Here is a 17,183-nt window from a genome sequence, read left to right on the forward strand (position 1 = left end):
CCGAACACCCGCCGTGGGAATGCGCTTGACCTATCTCAACGGAGTTCCCCGGGCCCGACGCAGGTTCATGGCCGGCAAGGTATATGCGGAATCCGCGCGAATGCTCGCCGAAAAGGTGACACGGCAAGGTATGCCCGACGACATTCCGCGTACCTGGATCATGACCCTGCGAGATCGTGCCCTTTCGGCGAAAATGCAGCGCCAATACATCGACGCGCTCGGCGGTGTGCAAACGCTCATCCCTATGGACACCTGTCATTGCCTGATGGTCAGCGAGCCGGAACGGCTTGCCGAGATCCTCGTCGAGCGTTGCCGCCTGGCATCGCGTTAAGCAGCCGCAAGCTGGACGCTAAGGGTCGTCATCTGCGTCGTCTTCTTTGCGGAGCATGCGTTCGGGGTGGTGGTAGGGGTTGGTGCGGGGTTGGCCGTGGTCGAGGTGTGGGGGTGGGATCCATTCGGTGTGGCCGTCGGCGCGGGTGTGGGTGGTGTAGCCGCCGTCTTCGATGAGGGGGTGGTCGGCGCCGCAGGCGAAGGCGAGTTTGTTGACGTCGGTGTAATGCGTGGTGGCCCAGTCTTCGGTGTGGTGGACTTCGCATTGGTAGCCGGGCATCGGGCAGCCGGGCCGGGTGCAGCCACGATCCTTCGCGTAGAGCACGATGCGTTGTCCGGGGGAGGCCAGCCGCTTGGTGTGATACAGCGCCAGCGCCTTGCCGTGGTCGAAAATGGCCAGGTAGTGGTGGGCGTGGCGGGCCAGGCGGATCACATCGGACATGGGCAGCAAGGTGCCGCCGCCGGTGAGTCCGGTGCCGGCGGCGGCTTCGAGGTCTTTGAGCGTGGTGGTGACGATGATGCAGGCGGGTAAGCCGTTGTGTTGGCCCAGACTGCCGCTGGCTAACAGGGCGCGCAGGGCGGCGTTGAGGGCGTCGTGCTGGCGTTGGGCCGCCGAGCGCAGATCGCGCCGCGCGGTGTCGTCGGGGGCGGGACCGTCCACGACGGGGGTTTCGTCGTCGGGGTTGCACAGGCCCGGGGCGGCCAGTTTGGCCCACACCGCCTCGAGGGTGGCGCGGGCTTCGGGGGTCAGATAGCCGGTGAGCCGGGACATGCCGTCGGCGCTTTGGCGCCCGAGCCACAGCCCGCGCCGCCGGGCGCGGTCGGTGTCGGTGAAGTCACCGTCGGGGTGGATGCAGTCCATGACGTGGGTGGCCAGTTGCGCGAGGTCTTCGGGCCCGAATTGGGCGGCCTTGGCGGCCAGATCGGCGTGCACGTGCTCGCGCGTGGCGACATCCACGAAGCCGGGCAGGCGGTGCAGAAACCCGCGGATGACCTTGATGTGCTCGGCGCCGATGCGCCCGTGGCGCTGCGCGGTGGCGGTGGCGGTCAACAGCGGGGGCAACACCTCACCGGTCAAGGCCTGGCGGGGACCCAGGTCGGCGGCTTCGGCCACCCGCCGACGGGCGTCGGCGCGGCTGATCCGCAGCCGGGCGGCCAGCACGGCGGGCAGCCGCCCGCCCAGGGTTTTCTCATCGGCCTGCGCGGCGAGCTGGTTGATCAGCGCGTGGCCGGCCACCGGCGCCCGGCGCGCGTCGCGTTCGAGGTGCTCGAGGTAGACCAGCCGCTCGGGGGTGCTCAGCGCATCGAAGGACAAGCCGTTGACCCGTTCGCGGGCGGCGTGCAGGGCGGCGAACGCCTCGGCGATCTCCTCACCACTACCCGAACGCATGTTCGAATAATATGCCCGCCCGGTGACACGACCAGCCGCCAACGAGCGCCGCTGTGGATAAACAGCCAACTGTGGACAAACCAGAAGGCGACCGCAGAACCGAAGTGACACAAGCGATTTCAGCGGCAACGGCGCGGAAATCCTAGCTTTGTCCCTCCAGGGACGGCCCGAATGTCTGATCGTGCGGCTCGATAGCATGCCACCCATGGGCATCAAACTTGAGAATGTGGGCATCGCGGTGCGCGACCTCGAAGCAACGATCGCCTTCTTCACCGACCTGGGGCTCACGGTCATCGGCCGTGACACGGTCAGCGGCGAATGGACCGACACTGCCGTTGGTCTTGACGGCAATCACGCCAAGATTGCGATGCTCCAGACGCCGGACGGTCACGGTCGCATCGAGCTCTTCGAGTACATCCACCCTGAAGCCATCGAGTCGAAGCCCACGCGGCCCAACGAGATTGGCATGCATCGCGTCGCCTTCTCGGTCGACGACATCGACAAGGCGCTGGAGATCGCCGCAAGGCACGGCTGCCGCCCGCTGCGGGGTGTAGCGACTTATGAGGACGTTTACAAACTCACCTACGTCCGCGGCCCGAGCGGCATCATCGTGATGCTCGCCGAGGAGCTGACGAAGACCTGACCGGCGTTGCGGCCAGGCGCCGACCTACCTGCAACCAGGCCGCCTAATCCAGCCGCGAAAGCACCTCGGCCACAACCGAATCCAACGGCACTGACACCTGATCCCCCGTCGCGAGATCCTTCACCCCGATCGTGCCGGCTTCGAGGTCACGGTCGCCGGCAACCAGCGCGAAACGCGCTCCCGAACGGTCGGCGGCGCGCATCGCACCCTTGAGCCCGCGGTCACCGTAGGCCAGGTCGACACGGACGCCAACACCGCGCAACTCCGCAGCCAGCACCGCCAGCCGCAATTTCGCCGCGTCGCTCAACGGCACCCCGAACACGTCGCACCGGGACACCTCCCCCACGCTCTTGCCTTCGGCGCGCAGCGCCAACAGTGTCCGATCGACGCCGATCCCAAACCCGATGCCGGACAGGTCCTGTCCGCCGAGTTGACGCATCAGCCCGTCGTAGCGGCCACCGCCACCGATGCCCGACTGCGCACCGAGGCCGTCGTGCACGAACTCGAACGTGGTCTTGGTGTAGTAGTCCAGGCCGCGCACCATGCGCGGGTTGATCACGTACGGGATCCCGAAAGCGTCCAAGTGGGCAAGCACCGTGTCGAAGTGCTGCTTGGCCTCGTCGGAAAGGTGGTCCAACAGCACCGGCGCGTCAGCCGTCATGGCGCGCACCTCGGGTCGCTTGTCGTCGAGCACCCGCAGCGGGTTGACCTCCGCCCGTCGCCGCGTGTCCGCGTCGAGTTCAAGGCCAAACAGGAACTCCTGCAACAACTCTCGGTACGCCGGTCGGCAGGTGTCGTCGCCCAGCGAGGTGATTTCCAGCCGGAAGCCATCGAGCCCCAAAGACCGGAACCCAGCGTCGGCGACGGCAATCACCTCGGCGTCGAGTGCCGGATCGTCGACGCCGATCGCCTCGACCCCGACCTGCTGCAGCTGACGGTAACGCCCGGCCTGCGGTCGCTCGTAGCGGAAGAACGGGCCCGAATACCGCAGCTTCACGGGCAGCGTGCCGCGGTCCAGGCCGTGCTCGATGACCGCGCGCACCACACCCGCGGTGCCTTCCGGCCGCAGCGTCACCGAGCGGTGGCCGCGGTCGGTGAAGGTGTACATCTCCTTGGACACCACGTCCGTGGACTCCCCTACGCCGCGCGCGAACAGCGCCGTGTCCTCGAACACGGGAAGCTCGATGTAGCCGTAACCGGCCCGTCGGGCGGCATCCAGAAGGCCGTCGCGCACCGCGACGAACTGCGCCGAGTCCGGCGGGACGTAGTCCGGTATCCCCTTGGGTGCCGAGAAAGCGTCGGTCACCGGCTACAGGCCTTCGAGGAACGGGTTGTGTCGCCGCTCGGCGCCGATGGTGGTGGCGTTGCCATGCCCGGGTAGCACCACGGTCTGGTCGTCGAGCACCAACAGTTTTTCGACGATCGAGTTGTAGAGGTCGCGGCCGCTGCCGCCGAACAGGTCGGTGCGCCCGATCGAACCCTCGAACAGCGTGTCGCCGGAGAAGACGACGTCGGCTCCGGTCTTGGCCGCCTGCAGGATCCGGAAGCACACCGATCCGCGGGTGTGTCCCGGGGTGTGGTCGACGTTGACGGACACCGTTCCCAGGTCGATCTTGTCGCCGTCGCGGTCCAGCTCAACCACCTGCTTGGGCTCGCGGAAGAACGCGCCGGCGACCAGCTGGGCCACCCGGGGGCCAAAGCCATAGATGGGGTCGCTGAGCATGAATCGGTCCTCGGGATGGATGTAGGTGGGGCAGCCGAACGTGTCGGACACCTTCTGTGCCGACCACATGTGGTCGATATGCCCATGCGTCAGGAGGACCGCGGCCGGCGTCAGCCGATTCTCGTCGAGGATGCGGCGCAGCTGGCCCATCGCCCGTTGGCCGGGGTCGACGATGACGGCGTCCGTTCCCGGCCGTTCGGCCAGCACGTAGCAGTTGCAGGCCAGCAACCCGGCGGGAAATCCGGTGATCAACACGTTTCCCAGTTTCCCATTCCCGGCCACCGGCGACGATGCGGGCCGTCCGGAAACGCTATGGAAAGATATCGGCCGTGCCGACGAACCGACAGCGACGTGCGACAGCCAAACGCAAACTCGAACGGCAGCTGGAGCGCCGCGCCAAGCAGGCCAAGAGGCGCCGGCAGTTGTTGATCATCGGTGCCGCTGTCGCAGCGATTGCCGTGATAGCGGCGGTAGTCGTCGTCGTGGTGATCAACAAGAACGACCACAAGAGCAAGCCTTCGGCGGCCGGCACCACCAGCAGCAGCGCGGCGCCCAGCAAGCCGCTGGCTCCACCATTGCCGTCGAACAAGCCGCCGGCCGACCTGGGCGCCAACTGTCAGTACCCGCCGTCGCGGGACAAGTCACCCAAGCCGGTCAAGCTCCCGAAGACCGGCAAACTGCCAACCGAGGCCACGCCTACGAGCGTGAGCATGGTGACCAACCAGGGCAAGATCGGTCTACTGCTGTTCAGTGCCGAATCACCGTGCACCGTCAACAGTTTCGCCAGTCTGGTCGGGCAGGGCTTCTATGACGGCACCAAATGCCACCGGCTGACCACCTCCCCCGCGCTAGCTGTCCTGCAATGCGGCGATCCGAAAGGCGACGGCACCGGAGGCCCCGGTTACCAGTTCGAAAACGAGTATCCGACCAACCAGTTCCCGCCCGACGACCCCAAGCTCCAGCAGCCGATGCTTTATCCGCGTGGCACGCTGGCCATGGCTCATAGCGGCAATCAGCATGACAACGGCAGCCAGTTCTTCTTGGTGTACCGGGATTCGGTGCTGCCACCCGACTACACCATCTTCGGAAAGATTCAGGATGACGGGCTGGCCACCCTGGACAAGATCGCCAAGGCCGGCGTCGCCGACGGCCTTGAAGACGGCGCCCCGGCCACCGAAGTGACCATCACGTCAGTGAAGCTCGACTAAGGCGGGCCACACCGGCCCGCGGTGCCGGACAGCTTAAGGTCGTTGCGTGGCCACGCCAGACGAATTCGGGCGATACCGATTACAGGGAGTGCTGGGCCACGGCGGTATGGGCCAGGTCTTCCGCGCCTACGACACCACCACCGGCCGGGTAGTGGCCCTCAAGGTGCTCCCCCGGCTCCTGGCGGAGGACCGCGAGTTCCAGGAACGCTTCCGACGCGAGGCCCGGACGGCCGCAAGCCTCAACGACCCGAACATCGTGCCCATCCATGGCTACGGCGAGATCGACGGCCAGCTGTACGTCGACATGCGGTTGATCGAGGGCCGGGATCTGGCCACCTATATCGCCGAAAACGGCGGACGGCTAAGCCCTGCGCAATCGGTCGCGGTGGTCGAACAAGTCGCCGCCGCACTGGATAGCGCGCACCGCGCCGGATTGGTACACCGCGATGTCAAGCCGTCGAACATCCTGGTCGCCAATGCGCGGAATTTCGTGTATCTGATCGACTTCGGGATCGCGCGCACCGCGACCGACACCGCACTCACGCACAGCGGCCAGACCATGGGGACCCTGGATTATATGGCCCCCGAACGCTTTTGGGGCACAACCGATCTGCGTGCCGACGTGTATTCGCTGACCTGCGTGCTGTACGAATGCCTGACCGGACAGCGTCCCTACCCGGGCAGCACCATCGAAGAACAGCTCAGGGGCCACCTGGACTACCCACCGCCTCGACCGTCGACCATGGCACCCGGGATACCGCCGGCGTTCGACCAGGTGATCGCCCGGGGCATGGCCAAGGACCCCGCCCAGCGGTATCAGACGGCACCTGAGCTCGCCCGCGCGGCCAGAGCGGCACTGGAAGGCGCACTGACGCCCGGCGCGCCACCGGGAACACGGCCACAGCACCCCACGCCTACGCCGGCCGCATCGAAGCGTAGATCCGCGATCCTGATCACGGGCCTGATCGCCGGGCCGAGCCTGGTGGTGATTGCGGTGGTCGCGCTGGTCGCCGGACTCACGACGCATCACGACAATGCAGCGCCTGACACGGGATCGACGACGACGGCAGCCGGTTCGACGGCACCGGCTTCGAACGTGCCGCGGTTGCCGCCGTTCAACCCGCCGAGTGATCTGGGTGCCGACTGCCAGTACCCGTCGGCGCCTGCGCCGGACAGCAAACCGGCGAAACCGCCGCGATCGGGCAAAGTGCCGACCACCCCGGTCGAGGTCAATGTCAACATGGCGACCGATCAAGGCGACATCGACTTGATCCTGGACAACGGAAAGTCGCCGTGCACCGTCAACAGCTTCATCAGCTTGGCGCAGCAAGGATTCTTCGACGGCACGCAGTGCCTCCGACTGACCACCTCGGCGACGGTCGGCACGTTGCAATGCGGCGGTCCCAACAGCGACGGCACTGGCGGCCCGGGCTACCGCTTCGCCGACGAATACCCCGCCAACCAGTACCCACCCGGTGATCCGGCGCTACACCAGCCAGTTATCTACCCCCGCGGGACAGTGGCGATGTGGAACACCGAACCAAACACCAACGGCAGTCAGTTCTTCCTGGTCTTTCGCGACTCCCAGCTACCGCCGCAGTACACCGTTTTCGGCCACATCGACCCTAGCGGCCTGGAGACCCTCGACAAGGTGGCCAGGGCCGGCGTGGTCGGAGGCCGTCAGGACGGAATTGCGGTCACCCCGGTGACGATCAAGTCGGTGCGCTTGGAATGAAGGCTGAGCATGGAATGCGGCCCGTGGTGATCCTGCGCTGAGGGCCAGGACAACCGCTGATCCGACGCCGTGGGCGCAGTTTGGGCGCCGTCAGCGCAGACTCGGCGCGGCAAACGCGGCAAACGCGCCAGCTAGGCGGCCGACGTCACCCGGTAGACGTCGTAGACACCTTCGACGTTGCGGACGACGTTGAGCAGATGCCCCAGATGCTTGGGGTCGCCCATCTCGAAGGTGAACCGGCTGATCGCCACCCGGTCACCCGACGTGGTCACGGAGGCGGACAGGATGTTCACCTTCTCGTCGGCCAGCACCCGCGTGATGTCCGACAGCAGCCGGTGTCGGTCGAGCGCTTCGACCTGGATGGCCACCAGGAACACCGACGATGCCGACGGTGCCCAGAGCACCTCGATGATGCGCTCGGACTGCTGCTGCAAGGACGCAGCGTTAGTGCAGTCGGTGCGGTGCACGCTGACGCCACCACCACGGGTGACGAAACCCATGATCTGGTCGCCGGGCACGGGGGTGCAGCACTTGGCGAGCTTGGTCAGCACGCCGGGTGCGCCGGGTACCGAAACGCCGACGTCTTCGTTGGTCCGGGGGCGGCGCGGCATGGTGGCCGGCGTGGACCGCTCGGCCAGTTCCTCTTCGGCCTGGTCGATGCCGCCGAGCTCGGCCAGCAGCCGCTGCGCGACATGCCGCGCCGACACATGTCCTTCGCCTATCGCGGTGTAGAGCGCCGACACGTCGGTGTAGTGCAGCTCGCGGGCGACGGACGCCATCGACTCGCCATTGACCAAGCGCTGCAACGGAAGTCCACCCCGGCGGACCTCGCGGGCCATGACCTCCTTGCCGGCCTCGAGTGCCTCTTCGCGACGTTCCTTGGCGAACCACTGCCTGATCTTCGTCTTGGCCCGCGGCGACACCACGAACTGCTGCCAGTCCCGCGACGGCCCGGCATTGGGCGCCTTCGACGTGAAAACCTCGACGACTTCCCCGTTTTCGAGTTTGCGTTCCAGCGCGACCAGCCGACCGTTGACCCGGGCGCCGATGCAGCGGTGGCCGACCTCGGTGTGCACCGCGTAGGCGAAGTCCACCGGCGTAGACCCGTTGGGCAGCGTAATGACATCACCCTTGGGGGTAAACACGAAGATCTCTTGTACCGCAAGGTCGTAACGCAACGACTCCAGGAACTCGCCCGGGTCGGCGGCCTCTCGCTGCCAGTCGAGCAGCTGACGCATCCACGCCATGTCGTCGATCTCGGCGGCGGCATGCGGGTGCGGAACGCCGTTGCGGCCCTTGGCTTCCTTGTAGCGCCAGTGTGCGGCGATACCGTATTCCGCCGTGCGGTGCATGTCGCGGGTGCGGATCTGCACCTCCAGCGGTTTGCCTTCCGGCCCGACGACGGTAGTGTGCAGCGACTGGTAGACACCGTATCTGGGCTGGGCGATGTAGTCCTTGAACCGCCCCGCCATCGGCTGCCACAGCGAATGCACCACGCCCACAGCGGCATAACAGTCCCGGATCTCGTCGCACAGAATCCGGATGCCGACCAGGTCGTGGATGTCGTCGAAGTCGCGACCCTTGACGATCATCTTCTGGTAGATCGACCAGTAGTGCTTGGGACGCCCCTCCACCGTCGCCTTGATCTTCGACGCGTTGAGGGTGTTCACGATCTCGGTTCGCACCTTCGCCAGGTAGGTGTCGCGGGACGGGGCGCGGCCGGCGACCAGCCGGACGATCTCCTCGTACTTCTTCGGGTGCAGGATCGCGAAGGACAAATCCTCCAGCTCCCACTTGACGCTGGCCATACCAAGCCGATGTGCCAGGGGCGCAATGACTTCCAGCGTCTCGCGGGCCTTGCGCGCCTGCTTTTCCGGCGGCAGGAACCGCATCGTGCGCATGTTGTGCAGCCGGTCGGCCACCTTGATCACCAGCACCCGCGGATCGCGGGCCATCGCGGTGATCATCTTGCGGATGGTCTCGCCCTCGGCGGCGCTGCCCAGCACGACGCGGTCCAGTTTGGTCACCCCGTCGACAAGATGGCCGACCTCTTCGCCGAATTCCTCGCTCAGTGCCTCGAGCGTGTACCCGGTGTCCTCGACGGTGTCGTGCAGCAGCGCGGCCACCAGCGTGGTGGTGTCCATGCCCAACTCGGCCAGGATGTTGGCGACGGCAAGCGGATGGGTGATGTAGGGATCGCCGGAATGGCGTAATTGCGTGGCGTGCCGCTGGTCGGCAACCTCGAAGGCCCGCTGCAACAGCGACAGGTTGGCCTTCGGGTAGATCTCCCGGTGCACCGCCACCAGCGGCTCGAGGACGGGATTGATGGCGCCGGTGCGGGCCGTCATCCGGCGGGCCAGCCGGGCCCGCACCCGACGAGAGGCGCTGCTGGTGCTCTTGAGGGTCTCTACCGGCGGCTCGGGAGTTTCGGGTGGTTCGGTGACGGGCTGCGCAACCGCTTCGTCGGCAGGTTCGGCGGGCGGCGCAGCAACGGCTTGCGCTGTGCTCTGCTCGTCCGCCACGTCAAACCTCCGAAAGTCGCTTCGTTATTCGAGGATATCGCTGAACCCCGGCGTCGCACCGAGATCGACGCCAGCGCGGAGTCAGGCGACGCTCAAGCTGTGCACGCGCAACGGCGAAAGCGCCTCGCGACCGCCCAGCGCTTGAAGCTCGACGAGCACCGCGGCCCCGAGCACATTCATCCCCACGCGCTCGAGCAACCGCTGCGCCGCACCCAGGGTGCCACCCGTGGCCAGCACGTCGTCGATGATCATGACGCTGCGACCCCGCAGGTCGAGGCCATCGGCGGGGATCTCCATGGCGGCGTCGCCGTATTCCCTGGTGTAGTGCTCGCTGAGCACCGGCGGCGGTAGCTTGCCGCTCTTGCGAATGGAAAGTACGCCGGTGCCGAGCCGGGCCGCGGTGGCCGCCGCCACCAGTGACCCGCGGGATTCGATGCCCGCCACCAGGTCGGCATCGGATGCGATGCCGGCCAGCGCGTCGGTTACCGCCGCCATGCCGTCCCGGTCGACGAACAGCGGGGTGAGGTCCTTGAACTGCACGCCGGGCTGCGGGAAATCCGCCACGTCGCGGGTCAGCGAGGCGATGACTCGGGCCACCTGAACGCCCGTCACTGCATCAGGGCCCATCGGTCCATGTTCCAGCCGGCGCCCCAGCGGGTCGGGTTTTTGCTTACCGCGTACATCTTCTTCGACATCAACAGCGTGCGCTGCTGCCGGTACAGCGGCAAGGTCGGCATGTCGCCCCAGAGGATCGGCGCGCTCTCGGTCAGCAGCCTGACCCGCTCGGCGGGGTCGGCCGACACCGCCAACGCGCTGATGTTGCCGTCGATCTGCGGGTTGGCATAGCCCGAGAGGTTGTTGCCGTTGCCGCTGTGCAGGGTGTAGGCGTCCATGGCCGACGATCCGCTGGATCCGCTGCCGGTGGCGCCGCCGGTGCTGGCCAGCAACACGTCGATCTTTCCCTCCCGCAAGGCCTGCGGCCCCGGGGAGTCGACGGTCACCCCAGTGACGGTGATTCCCGCGGCGGCACACGACTTGACGATCGCGCCGACGGCGGTCTCCAACCTTGCGTTGGGCCGCTGGTAGCCGATTCGCACCGACAGCGGAGCGCCATTGAGCGCATTGCGGGCCGCGACCGGATCCCCCTTGCTGAACTGGCCGGCCTGCGCGGCGCCGTCGGCTTGGGCGACGGCGTCGTCGGACACCGGGGACAGTCGCGAGTTGGCGATCGGCACGCCCGCGTCCCTGGCGATAACGTCACGCGGAGTACACAGCGCCAGCGCGCGGCGCTCACGAGCCAACGCGAGAGGCCCCTGCAACGCGAAGATCAGCTGCTCGATGCCGGCCGAGGGCGAATCGATGCGCTCGTAGTTGTCCGGGGTGGCCAACGATCCCGAGGAACCGGCGGCGACGTCGACCACGTCTACGTTGCGTCGGTTGACCCGATCCTGGATGTCGGGTCCCTGCGACCGCACGGTGATTCGCTTGGTGACCGCCTTCGGACCCCACCATCGATCGTTGGCGGTGAGCACCACGGTGCCGCCGTCGAGCACGGACTCGATCTTGTACGGTCCCGACGAGGGGAACCGCTTGAGATCGATACCCGGCTTGAGGTCCCAGATGGTGTTCCACAGCTTGGCGATCTCGTTGACCACCTGAATTTTGTTGCCCAGCAACGCCGCAGTCACGTCGACTTTCAGCTGGTCGGCGATGACGTGTGACGGCATCATCGAGGTCGCGGTGAAGAGCTGGGCGTAGTCGACCACGCTGCGGTCGGGGATGAACGAAACCCGGGCCTTCTTCTGCCCGGGGATGCACTCGATATTGGCGATGTCGACATAGCCGGCCTGGGTGGCGGCTTCGAAGGCGGGAAACTTCCCGGATTGGGCCGCCCAGGTGAGCACCAGGTCGTCGCAGGTCACCGGCTTGCCGTCGGAGTAGATGGCGTTGTCGGCAATCTGATAGTCGAGCACCAGCGGCGCGCCGCCGACCACCGAGACGGTGCCGAAGTCGTGGTCGGCGACGACCTGCCCGTCGGGGCCGTGGTACCCGAAACCCGTCAGCGTGCGAGCAAATGCCTGCGCTCCGGCCGAAGCGGCTCCGACGACGGTGTTGGTGTTGTACGTGATCAGCGAGCCGTCGACGACGTAGTCGATGTGGCCGGCAGCGCCGCTCGAGCATGCGGTCATCGTGAGAGCCGCCGTCAGCGTCGCCGTCAGACCAACGAGCGTCCACCGGTAGCCGACCATGTGTCTAACGCCGGCCAGCGTTTCGCTTGCCGGTCGGACGTTTGGCAGCGGTGGGCCGCACCGGCCGGGCGCCCGGCGCCGGCTTGTTCGACGCTACGGCCTTGGTCGCCGCCGACTGCGTGACGGCCTCGACGGTCTCCTCGGCCGCGTCGTCATCCGCAGCGGGTTTGGTCTGCTGGTCGGATTTCTCGGTGTCCTCGTTGACGCTTGCCGTCGAGGAGCTGGGGCCTCGCCGCCTGGCGACCCGGCGGCTGTGGGTGCGCACCAGTTCGGTGCGTTCCCGCAGGGTGACCAGCAACGGAGTGGCGAAGAAGATAGACGAGTAAGTGCCGACCAGGATGCCGACCAGCTGCACCAGCGCCAGGTCCTTCAGGGTGCCCACGCCGAGCAGCCACACCGCGACCACCATCAGCGCCAGCACCGGCAACACTGAGATCAGGCTGGTGTTGATAGAGCGCATGAACGTCTGGTTGATCGCCAGGTTGGCCTGTTCGGCGAAGGTGCGCCGGGTGGTGTGCTGGAAGCCGTGCGTGTTCTCCTCGACCTTGTCGAACACGATGACGGTGTCATAGAGCGAGAAGCCCAGGATGGTCAGCAGGCCGATGACCGTGGCCGGGCTGACCTCGAATCCCACCAACGAGTACACGCCGGCGGTGACGGTCAGGTCGAAGACCATGGTCGTCAGCGCCGAGATCGCCATGTAGCGCTCGTAGCGCACGGTGATGTAGATGCTGACCAGCGCCAGGAACACCACCAGGGCGATCAGCGCCTTCTTGGTGATCTGACCGCCCCAGGTCTCCGACACCGCCGAGTCGCTGATCGCCTGCTTGCTGGGCTTTCCGTCGGCGCCTTTGGGCTGGAACGCGTCGAACAGCGCGGTTTTCAGCTTCGCCGTCTGGTCGTTGGATAAGGTTTCGGAACGGATCTGCACCGTCGCCGACGCGCCGTTGCCGACGAGGACGACCGCTTCGGCGTCACGGCCGATGGACTTCCGGAAGACGTCCTGCACCTGGCTGGTCTGAACCGTGCCCTTGGCGCCGTTGGCGGGCATCGACACCGTGGTGCCGCCCTTGAAATCGATCCCGAACGTGAAGCCGCGCAGGATGATGCTGACGACGGCGATCGCGACGATCGCACCGCTGATGCCGTACCACAGCCGGCGCCGTCCCACCACCTCGAACGCGCCGGTTCCGGTGTACAGCCGGGCCAGCAGGCTGTGGTGCGGCGGCTGGGCGCCTGGTTGGGCGGCCTTCGATTCGGGGACCACGGCGGCGGATTCGGTGATCTCGGCCGCAGCGACGGTCTTCTCCAGGTCGGTGGTCTTCGATGCGGACTTCGATGTCGCCTTCTTGGCGGCCGGTTTGCCGGCCGGCTTCTTGGCGACGGGCTTGGCGGACGGTTTCGTCGTCTCCTGGGTGGCCTCGTCCGACGTCGCGCCGGCCGATTTCTTGCTCGGGTCAGCTGCCATTGCGTTACACCCGTTCCGTCGATCGACTGGCAGCACGGCGCTCTCGGGCGACCTGCTGAACTGCGCCCAGGCCGTTGTACGCCGGCTTGGACAGCGTCGGGGACTTGGAGGCCAGGTATACCAGCGGCCAGGTCACCAAGAACACCACCACCAGGTCGAGGATTGTGGTCAGACCCAGGGTGAAGGCGAATCCCTTCACCTCGCCGATCGCCAGGAAGTACAGCACCGCGGCGGCGAGGAAGGTGACGGCGTTGCCCGACACGATCGTCTTGCGGGCCCGCACCCATCCGCGGGGAACCGCCGACCGGAACGAACGGCCTTCGCGGATCTCGTCTTTGATGCGTTCAAAGAAGACGACGAACGAGTCCGCCGTGGTGCCGATACCGATGATCAGACCCGCGATGCCGGCCAGGTCCAGGGTGTAGTTAATAGCTCGGCCCAGCAATACCAGGATCGCGAAAACCATTGCGCCCGAAGCGATCAGCGACAAAGCAGTCAGCAGTCCCAGCACCCGGTAATACACCAACGAGTACAGCAGCACCAGCAGCAAGCCGATCCCACCCGCGATCAGACCGGCCCGCAACGACGTCAATCCCAGTGTGGCCGAGACAGTTTGGGCTTCCGAGGATTCGAAGGACAGCGGCAGTGACCCGTATTTGAGCACGTTGGCCAGCTGTTTGGCGGTCGCGGCGGTGAACGGCGGATCGCCACCATTGATCTGGGTCCGTCCGCCGGGGATCGCTTCCTTGATCACCGGAGCGCTGACGACCTGAGAGTCCAGAGTGAAGGCGGTAGCCGTGCCGACGTTCTTTTCGGTGAACTTAGCCCAGGTATCCGCAGCGCCGGGCTTGAATTGCAGGTTGACGACGTAGCCCAGGCCCTGTTGGTTCATGCCCGACGTCGCATCCTGGATCTGGTCGCCGCTGATGATCGAAGGCGCCAGTAGATACACCTGCTTGTGGTCCGTCCCGCACGTCACCAACGGCAGCTTCGGATCGTCGTTGCCGGCCAGGATGTCGTCGTTGCCGCAGTGGGCGGCCATGTATCGCAGCGCGACCATCTGAATGTACGGGTTGCTGCTCTGCCTGAATTCCTTCATCTCTTGGATGCGCTCGGCGAGCTCCTTGCGCGGATCGGGGGGCGCTGGCGCCTCAGCTGGGGGCGCCTGAGCCGGCGGGGCCTGACCTGGTGGCGGCTGCGCCGTCGACGGAGCCCCACTGGTGGGGGCCGGAGTTGAAGCGCCAGGTGCCGGGGGCGGGCTGGGTGGCGGCGTTGGGTCTTGGGGGTAGGGACGCGGTTGCGGCGCCGGCGCCGGCGCGGGTGGCGGGGCGCCCGTCGGGGCAGGCTGAGCAGGCGGCGGCTGGCCACCGGGCGGCTGCCCACCGGGGGCCGGGCTGGCCGGCTGCTTGGGCTTCGGCGGCTCCTTGGGCTGCTGCACGGGAAGCGCCTGGGTCACCGGCCGGATGTACAGCCGTGCGGTTTGTCCCAGGTTGCGGGCCTCGTTGCCGTTGGTGCCGGGGACCGTGATGATCAGGTTGTCGCCGTCGACCACGACCTCGGACCCGGAGACGCCGAGCCCGTTTACCCGCGCACTGATGATCTGCTGCGCCTGGGCCAGCGCCTCACGGGTGGGGCGGGAGCCGTCCGGCGTTCTCGCGGTCAGTGTGACCCGGGTGCCACCCTGCAAGTCGATGCCCAGCTTGGGAGCGGCCTTCTGATCGCCGGTGAGGAACACCAGCAGGTAAACCACGATGAGTATGCCCAGGAACACCGACAGGTAGCGGAAGGGGTGCACCGGCGCCGAAGACGATGCCACGTTCCTTAGATCTCCTTGCGAATCGGTTGTTGCCCACGACAGAGCCTCCGGAAAGACTACGTGGCGGTTTCACCCGTCCTTCGGGCAAGCGCCTAATCGGCGAGTCCTGAGTCAGGAATCCTTGCTCGCGCGGCTCTCGGTGGTCGCCGCTTCGGCCTCACCGGGATTCTCGGCCAAGTCCTCGCCGGGGTCTGGCACGTCGTGCAGCTGGTCTGTCTCGTCAAGGTCGGGCTCGTCCGGCAGGATCCGGTCGCGGATCGCCAGCTTCATCCAGGTGGTCACCACTCCGGGTGCGATTTCGAGGTCAACGGTGTCGTCGGTGATGGCGGTGACGGTGGCTTCCAGGCCCGACGTGGTGTGCACCCGGTCTCCAGGACGCAACGAGTCGTGTAAGTCGATCGTGGCCTGCATCGCACGCCGCTGGCGGCGCGCCGCGAACCACATGAACCCACCCATGATGAGCAGGAACGGCAGGAATAAAACCAAGCTATTCATCGACGCGCCTATCTTCCTAGTTACCTCGTCAACCGTCCAGTGTGCCCGTCCAGTCTGGCAGGCGCGGCGGCGAGCCATTGATCGCCCGCTGTCGCCCGCCCAGACCCGCCTAGCGGCTAGGCTCTATTTGCGCTTTCTTCGGCGGTGGCGGGCATGCCCGCGGTGAGGAGGATTTAGTGGCCAGCCTTGAGCAGACTCGCCATCTGGTCACCGAAATCCCCGGTCCCGCATCGCTGGAGCTGACCAAACGTCGGGTGGCCGCGGTATCGCATGGCGTGGGCATCACCATGCCGGTGTTCGCGACCCGCGCGGCCGGCGGAATCCTGGAGGACGTCGACGGCAACCGGCTGATCGATCTGGGGTCCGGCATCGCCGTCACCACGATCGGCAGTTCGTCGCCGCGGGTGGTGGACGCGGTCCGGCAACAGGTCGCCGACTTCACCCACACCTGTTTCATGGTGACGCCCTACGAGGAGTACGTCGCCGTCGCCGAGGAGCTAAACCGGATCACCCCAGGCAGCGGCGAGAAGCGTTCGGTGCTGTTCAACTCGGGCGCCGAGGCGGTCGAGAACGCCATCAAGGCCGCCCGCGCATACACCCACAAGACCGCGGTGGTGGCGTTCGACCACGCCTACCACGGCCGCACCAACCTGGCGATGGCGCTCACCGCCAAATCCATGCCGTACAAGAGCGGCTTCGGCCCGTTCGCGCCGGAGATCTACCGGGCCCCGCTGTCTTATCCGTACCGGGACGGCCTGATCGACAAGGAGCTGGCCACCGACGGTGAACTGGCCGCCGCCCGAACCATCAGCAGCATCGAAAACCAGGTCGGCGCAGACAATCTGGCCGCCGTCATCATCGAGCCGATCCAGGGCGAGGGCGGCTTCATTGTTCCCGCAGAGGGCTTCCTACCGTCCCTGCTGGATTGGTGCCGCAATAACGGTGTGGTGTTCATCGCCGACGAGGTGCAAACCGGGTTTGCGCGCAGCGGCGCGATGTTCGCCTGCGAGCACGAAGGCATCGAACCCGACCTGATCGTCACCGCCAAAGGCATTGCCGACGGGTTGCCGCTGTCGGCGGTGACCGGCCGGGCCGAGATCATGGACGCCCCGCACACCAGCGGCCTGGGCGGCACCTTCGGCGGCAACCCGGTCTGCTGCGCCGCCGCCCTGGCCACCATCGAGACCATCGAACGCGACGGCCTGATCGAACGGGCTCAGCAGATCGAACGGTTGATGATGGACCGGCTGACGCGCTTGCAGGCCGCCGACGACCGCATTGGCGACGTGCGAGGTCGCGGCGCGATGATCGCCATCGAGATCGTGAAATCGGGAACGGCCGACCCCGACCCCGAATTGACCTTCAACCTGGCTACCGCGACCCACTCCGCCGGCGTCATCGTCCTGACCTGCGGCATGTTCGGCAACATCATCCGGCTGCTGCCGCCGCTGACCATCAGCGACGAGCTATTGACCGAAGGTCTCGACATCATGGCGGGGCTGCTCGCCGACCTCTGAGGCAACGTCGAGCGTGCCCTGATGCGCACGACGGTGGCGCAACTCACAGCCGATTGGCAGGGCTTGCTCATTGAGGAATACCGTTAG

14 protein-coding genes are annotated in these 17,183 nt (G+C 66.6%); 5 read left to right on the forward strand and 9 right to left on the reverse strand.

Translation table 11 applies throughout. The annotated features are described in order from the left end of the window. The coding region (locus AC5Y2L_RS27035; protein ID WP_499939450.1) for an alpha/beta fold hydrolase family protein at positions 1-331 on the forward strand (331 nt) is incomplete at its 5' end. 18 nt (positions 332-349) lie between these two features. On the opposite strand, the gene AC5Y2L_RS27040 is transcribed toward AC5Y2L_RS27035, so the two are convergent. After that, positions 350-1,720, reverse strand: a complete 1,371-nt coding sequence (locus AC5Y2L_RS27040) for an HNH endonuclease signature motif containing protein (protein ID WP_499939448.1) — start codon at positions 1,718-1,720, stop codon at positions 350-352. A gap of 205 nt (positions 1,721-1,925) precedes the next feature. Between AC5Y2L_RS27040 and AC5Y2L_RS27045 the strand changes: the two genes are divergently transcribed. Next, entirely contained in the window at positions 1,926-2,363 is a 438-nt protein-coding gene (locus AC5Y2L_RS27045; RefSeq protein WP_499939446.1) for a VOC family protein, read from the forward strand. Between the two features lie 43 nt (positions 2,364-2,406). Here the strand turns inward: AC5Y2L_RS27045 and hisS are convergent, their stop codons facing one another. Together hisS and AC5Y2L_RS27055 are read right to left on the reverse strand one after the other, a co-directional pair. After that, the gene (hisS, locus tag AC5Y2L_RS27050) at positions 2,407-3,669 is read right to left on the reverse strand and encodes a histidine--tRNA ligase (RefSeq protein WP_499939444.1); all 1,263 of its coding nucleotides are present in this window, start codon (positions 3,667-3,669) and stop codon (positions 2,407-2,409) included. A gap of 3 nt (positions 3,670-3,672) precedes the next feature. Further along, the gene (locus tag AC5Y2L_RS27055) at positions 3,673-4,341 is read right to left on the reverse strand and encodes an MBL fold metallo-hydrolase (RefSeq protein WP_499939443.1); all 669 of its coding nucleotides are present in this window, start codon (positions 4,339-4,341) and stop codon (positions 3,673-3,675) included. A gap of 74 nt (positions 4,342-4,415) precedes the next feature. Between AC5Y2L_RS27055 and AC5Y2L_RS27060 the strand changes: the two genes are divergently transcribed. Then, positions 4,416-5,294, forward strand: a complete 879-nt coding sequence (locus tag AC5Y2L_RS27060) for a peptidylprolyl isomerase (RefSeq protein ID WP_499939441.1) — start codon at positions 4,416-4,418, stop codon at positions 5,292-5,294. Between the two features lie 46 nt (positions 5,295-5,340). After that, the gene (locus tag AC5Y2L_RS27065; protein WP_499939440.1) at positions 5,341-7,029 is read left to right on the forward strand and encodes a protein kinase domain-containing protein; all 1,689 of its coding nucleotides are present in this window, start codon (positions 5,341-5,343) and stop codon (positions 7,027-7,029) included. 131 nt (positions 7,030-7,160) lie between these two features. Here the strand turns inward: AC5Y2L_RS27065 and AC5Y2L_RS27070 are convergent, their stop codons facing one another. The 6 genes from AC5Y2L_RS27070 to yajC all read right to left on the reverse strand — a co-directional run bounded on the left by AC5Y2L_RS27070 (position 7,161) and on the right by yajC (position 15,579). Beyond that, positions 7,161-9,551, reverse strand: a complete 2,391-nt coding sequence (locus tag AC5Y2L_RS27070; protein WP_499939438.1) for a RelA/SpoT family protein — start codon at positions 9,549-9,551, stop codon at positions 7,161-7,163. Positions 9,552-9,632: 81 nt separating this feature from the next. Continuing rightward, a complete protein-coding gene (locus tag AC5Y2L_RS27075; protein ID WP_499939437.1) occupies positions 9,633-10,178 on the reverse strand; it encodes an adenine phosphoribosyltransferase in 546 nt (181 codons plus the stop codon). Next, positions 10,160-11,800, reverse strand: coding sequence for an ABC transporter substrate-binding protein (locus AC5Y2L_RS27080; protein WP_499939436.1), 1,641 nt, complete (start codon positions 11,798-11,800; stop codon positions 10,160-10,162). Before AC5Y2L_RS27080 ends, AC5Y2L_RS27075 begins: the two co-directional genes overlap by 19 nt. A 4-nt stretch (positions 11,801-11,804) precedes the next feature. Continuing rightward, positions 11,805-13,268 carry a protein translocase subunit SecF gene (gene secF, locus AC5Y2L_RS27085; protein ID WP_499939434.1) on the reverse strand — a complete coding sequence of 488 codons (1,464 nt, stop codon included), beginning with the start codon at positions 13,266-13,268 and terminating at the stop codon, positions 11,805-11,807. Between the two features lie 4 nt (positions 13,269-13,272). After that, the gene (gene secD / locus AC5Y2L_RS27090; RefSeq protein WP_499939432.1) at positions 13,273-15,084 is read right to left on the reverse strand and encodes a protein translocase subunit SecD; all 1,812 of its coding nucleotides are present in this window, start codon (positions 15,082-15,084) and stop codon (positions 13,273-13,275) included. A 111-nt stretch (positions 15,085-15,195) separates the two neighbouring features. Beyond that, positions 15,196-15,579 carry a preprotein translocase subunit YajC gene (yajC, locus tag AC5Y2L_RS27095; protein WP_499939431.1) on the reverse strand — a complete coding sequence of 128 codons (384 nt, stop codon included), beginning with the start codon at positions 15,577-15,579 and terminating at the stop codon, positions 15,196-15,198. Positions 15,580-15,755: 176 nt separating this feature from the next. Here yajC and gabT point away from each other — a divergent pair, with 176 nt between their 5' ends. Further along, positions 15,756-17,096 (forward strand): 4-aminobutyrate--2-oxoglutarate transaminase, encoded by a 1,341-nt coding sequence (gene gabT, locus AC5Y2L_RS27100; protein WP_499939430.1) that lies wholly within the window; start codon positions 15,756-15,758, stop codon positions 17,094-17,096. Positions 17,097-17,183: the final 87 nt, after the last annotated feature.

It is taken from the genome of Mycobacterium sp. NGS66, from assembly GCF_059812225.1.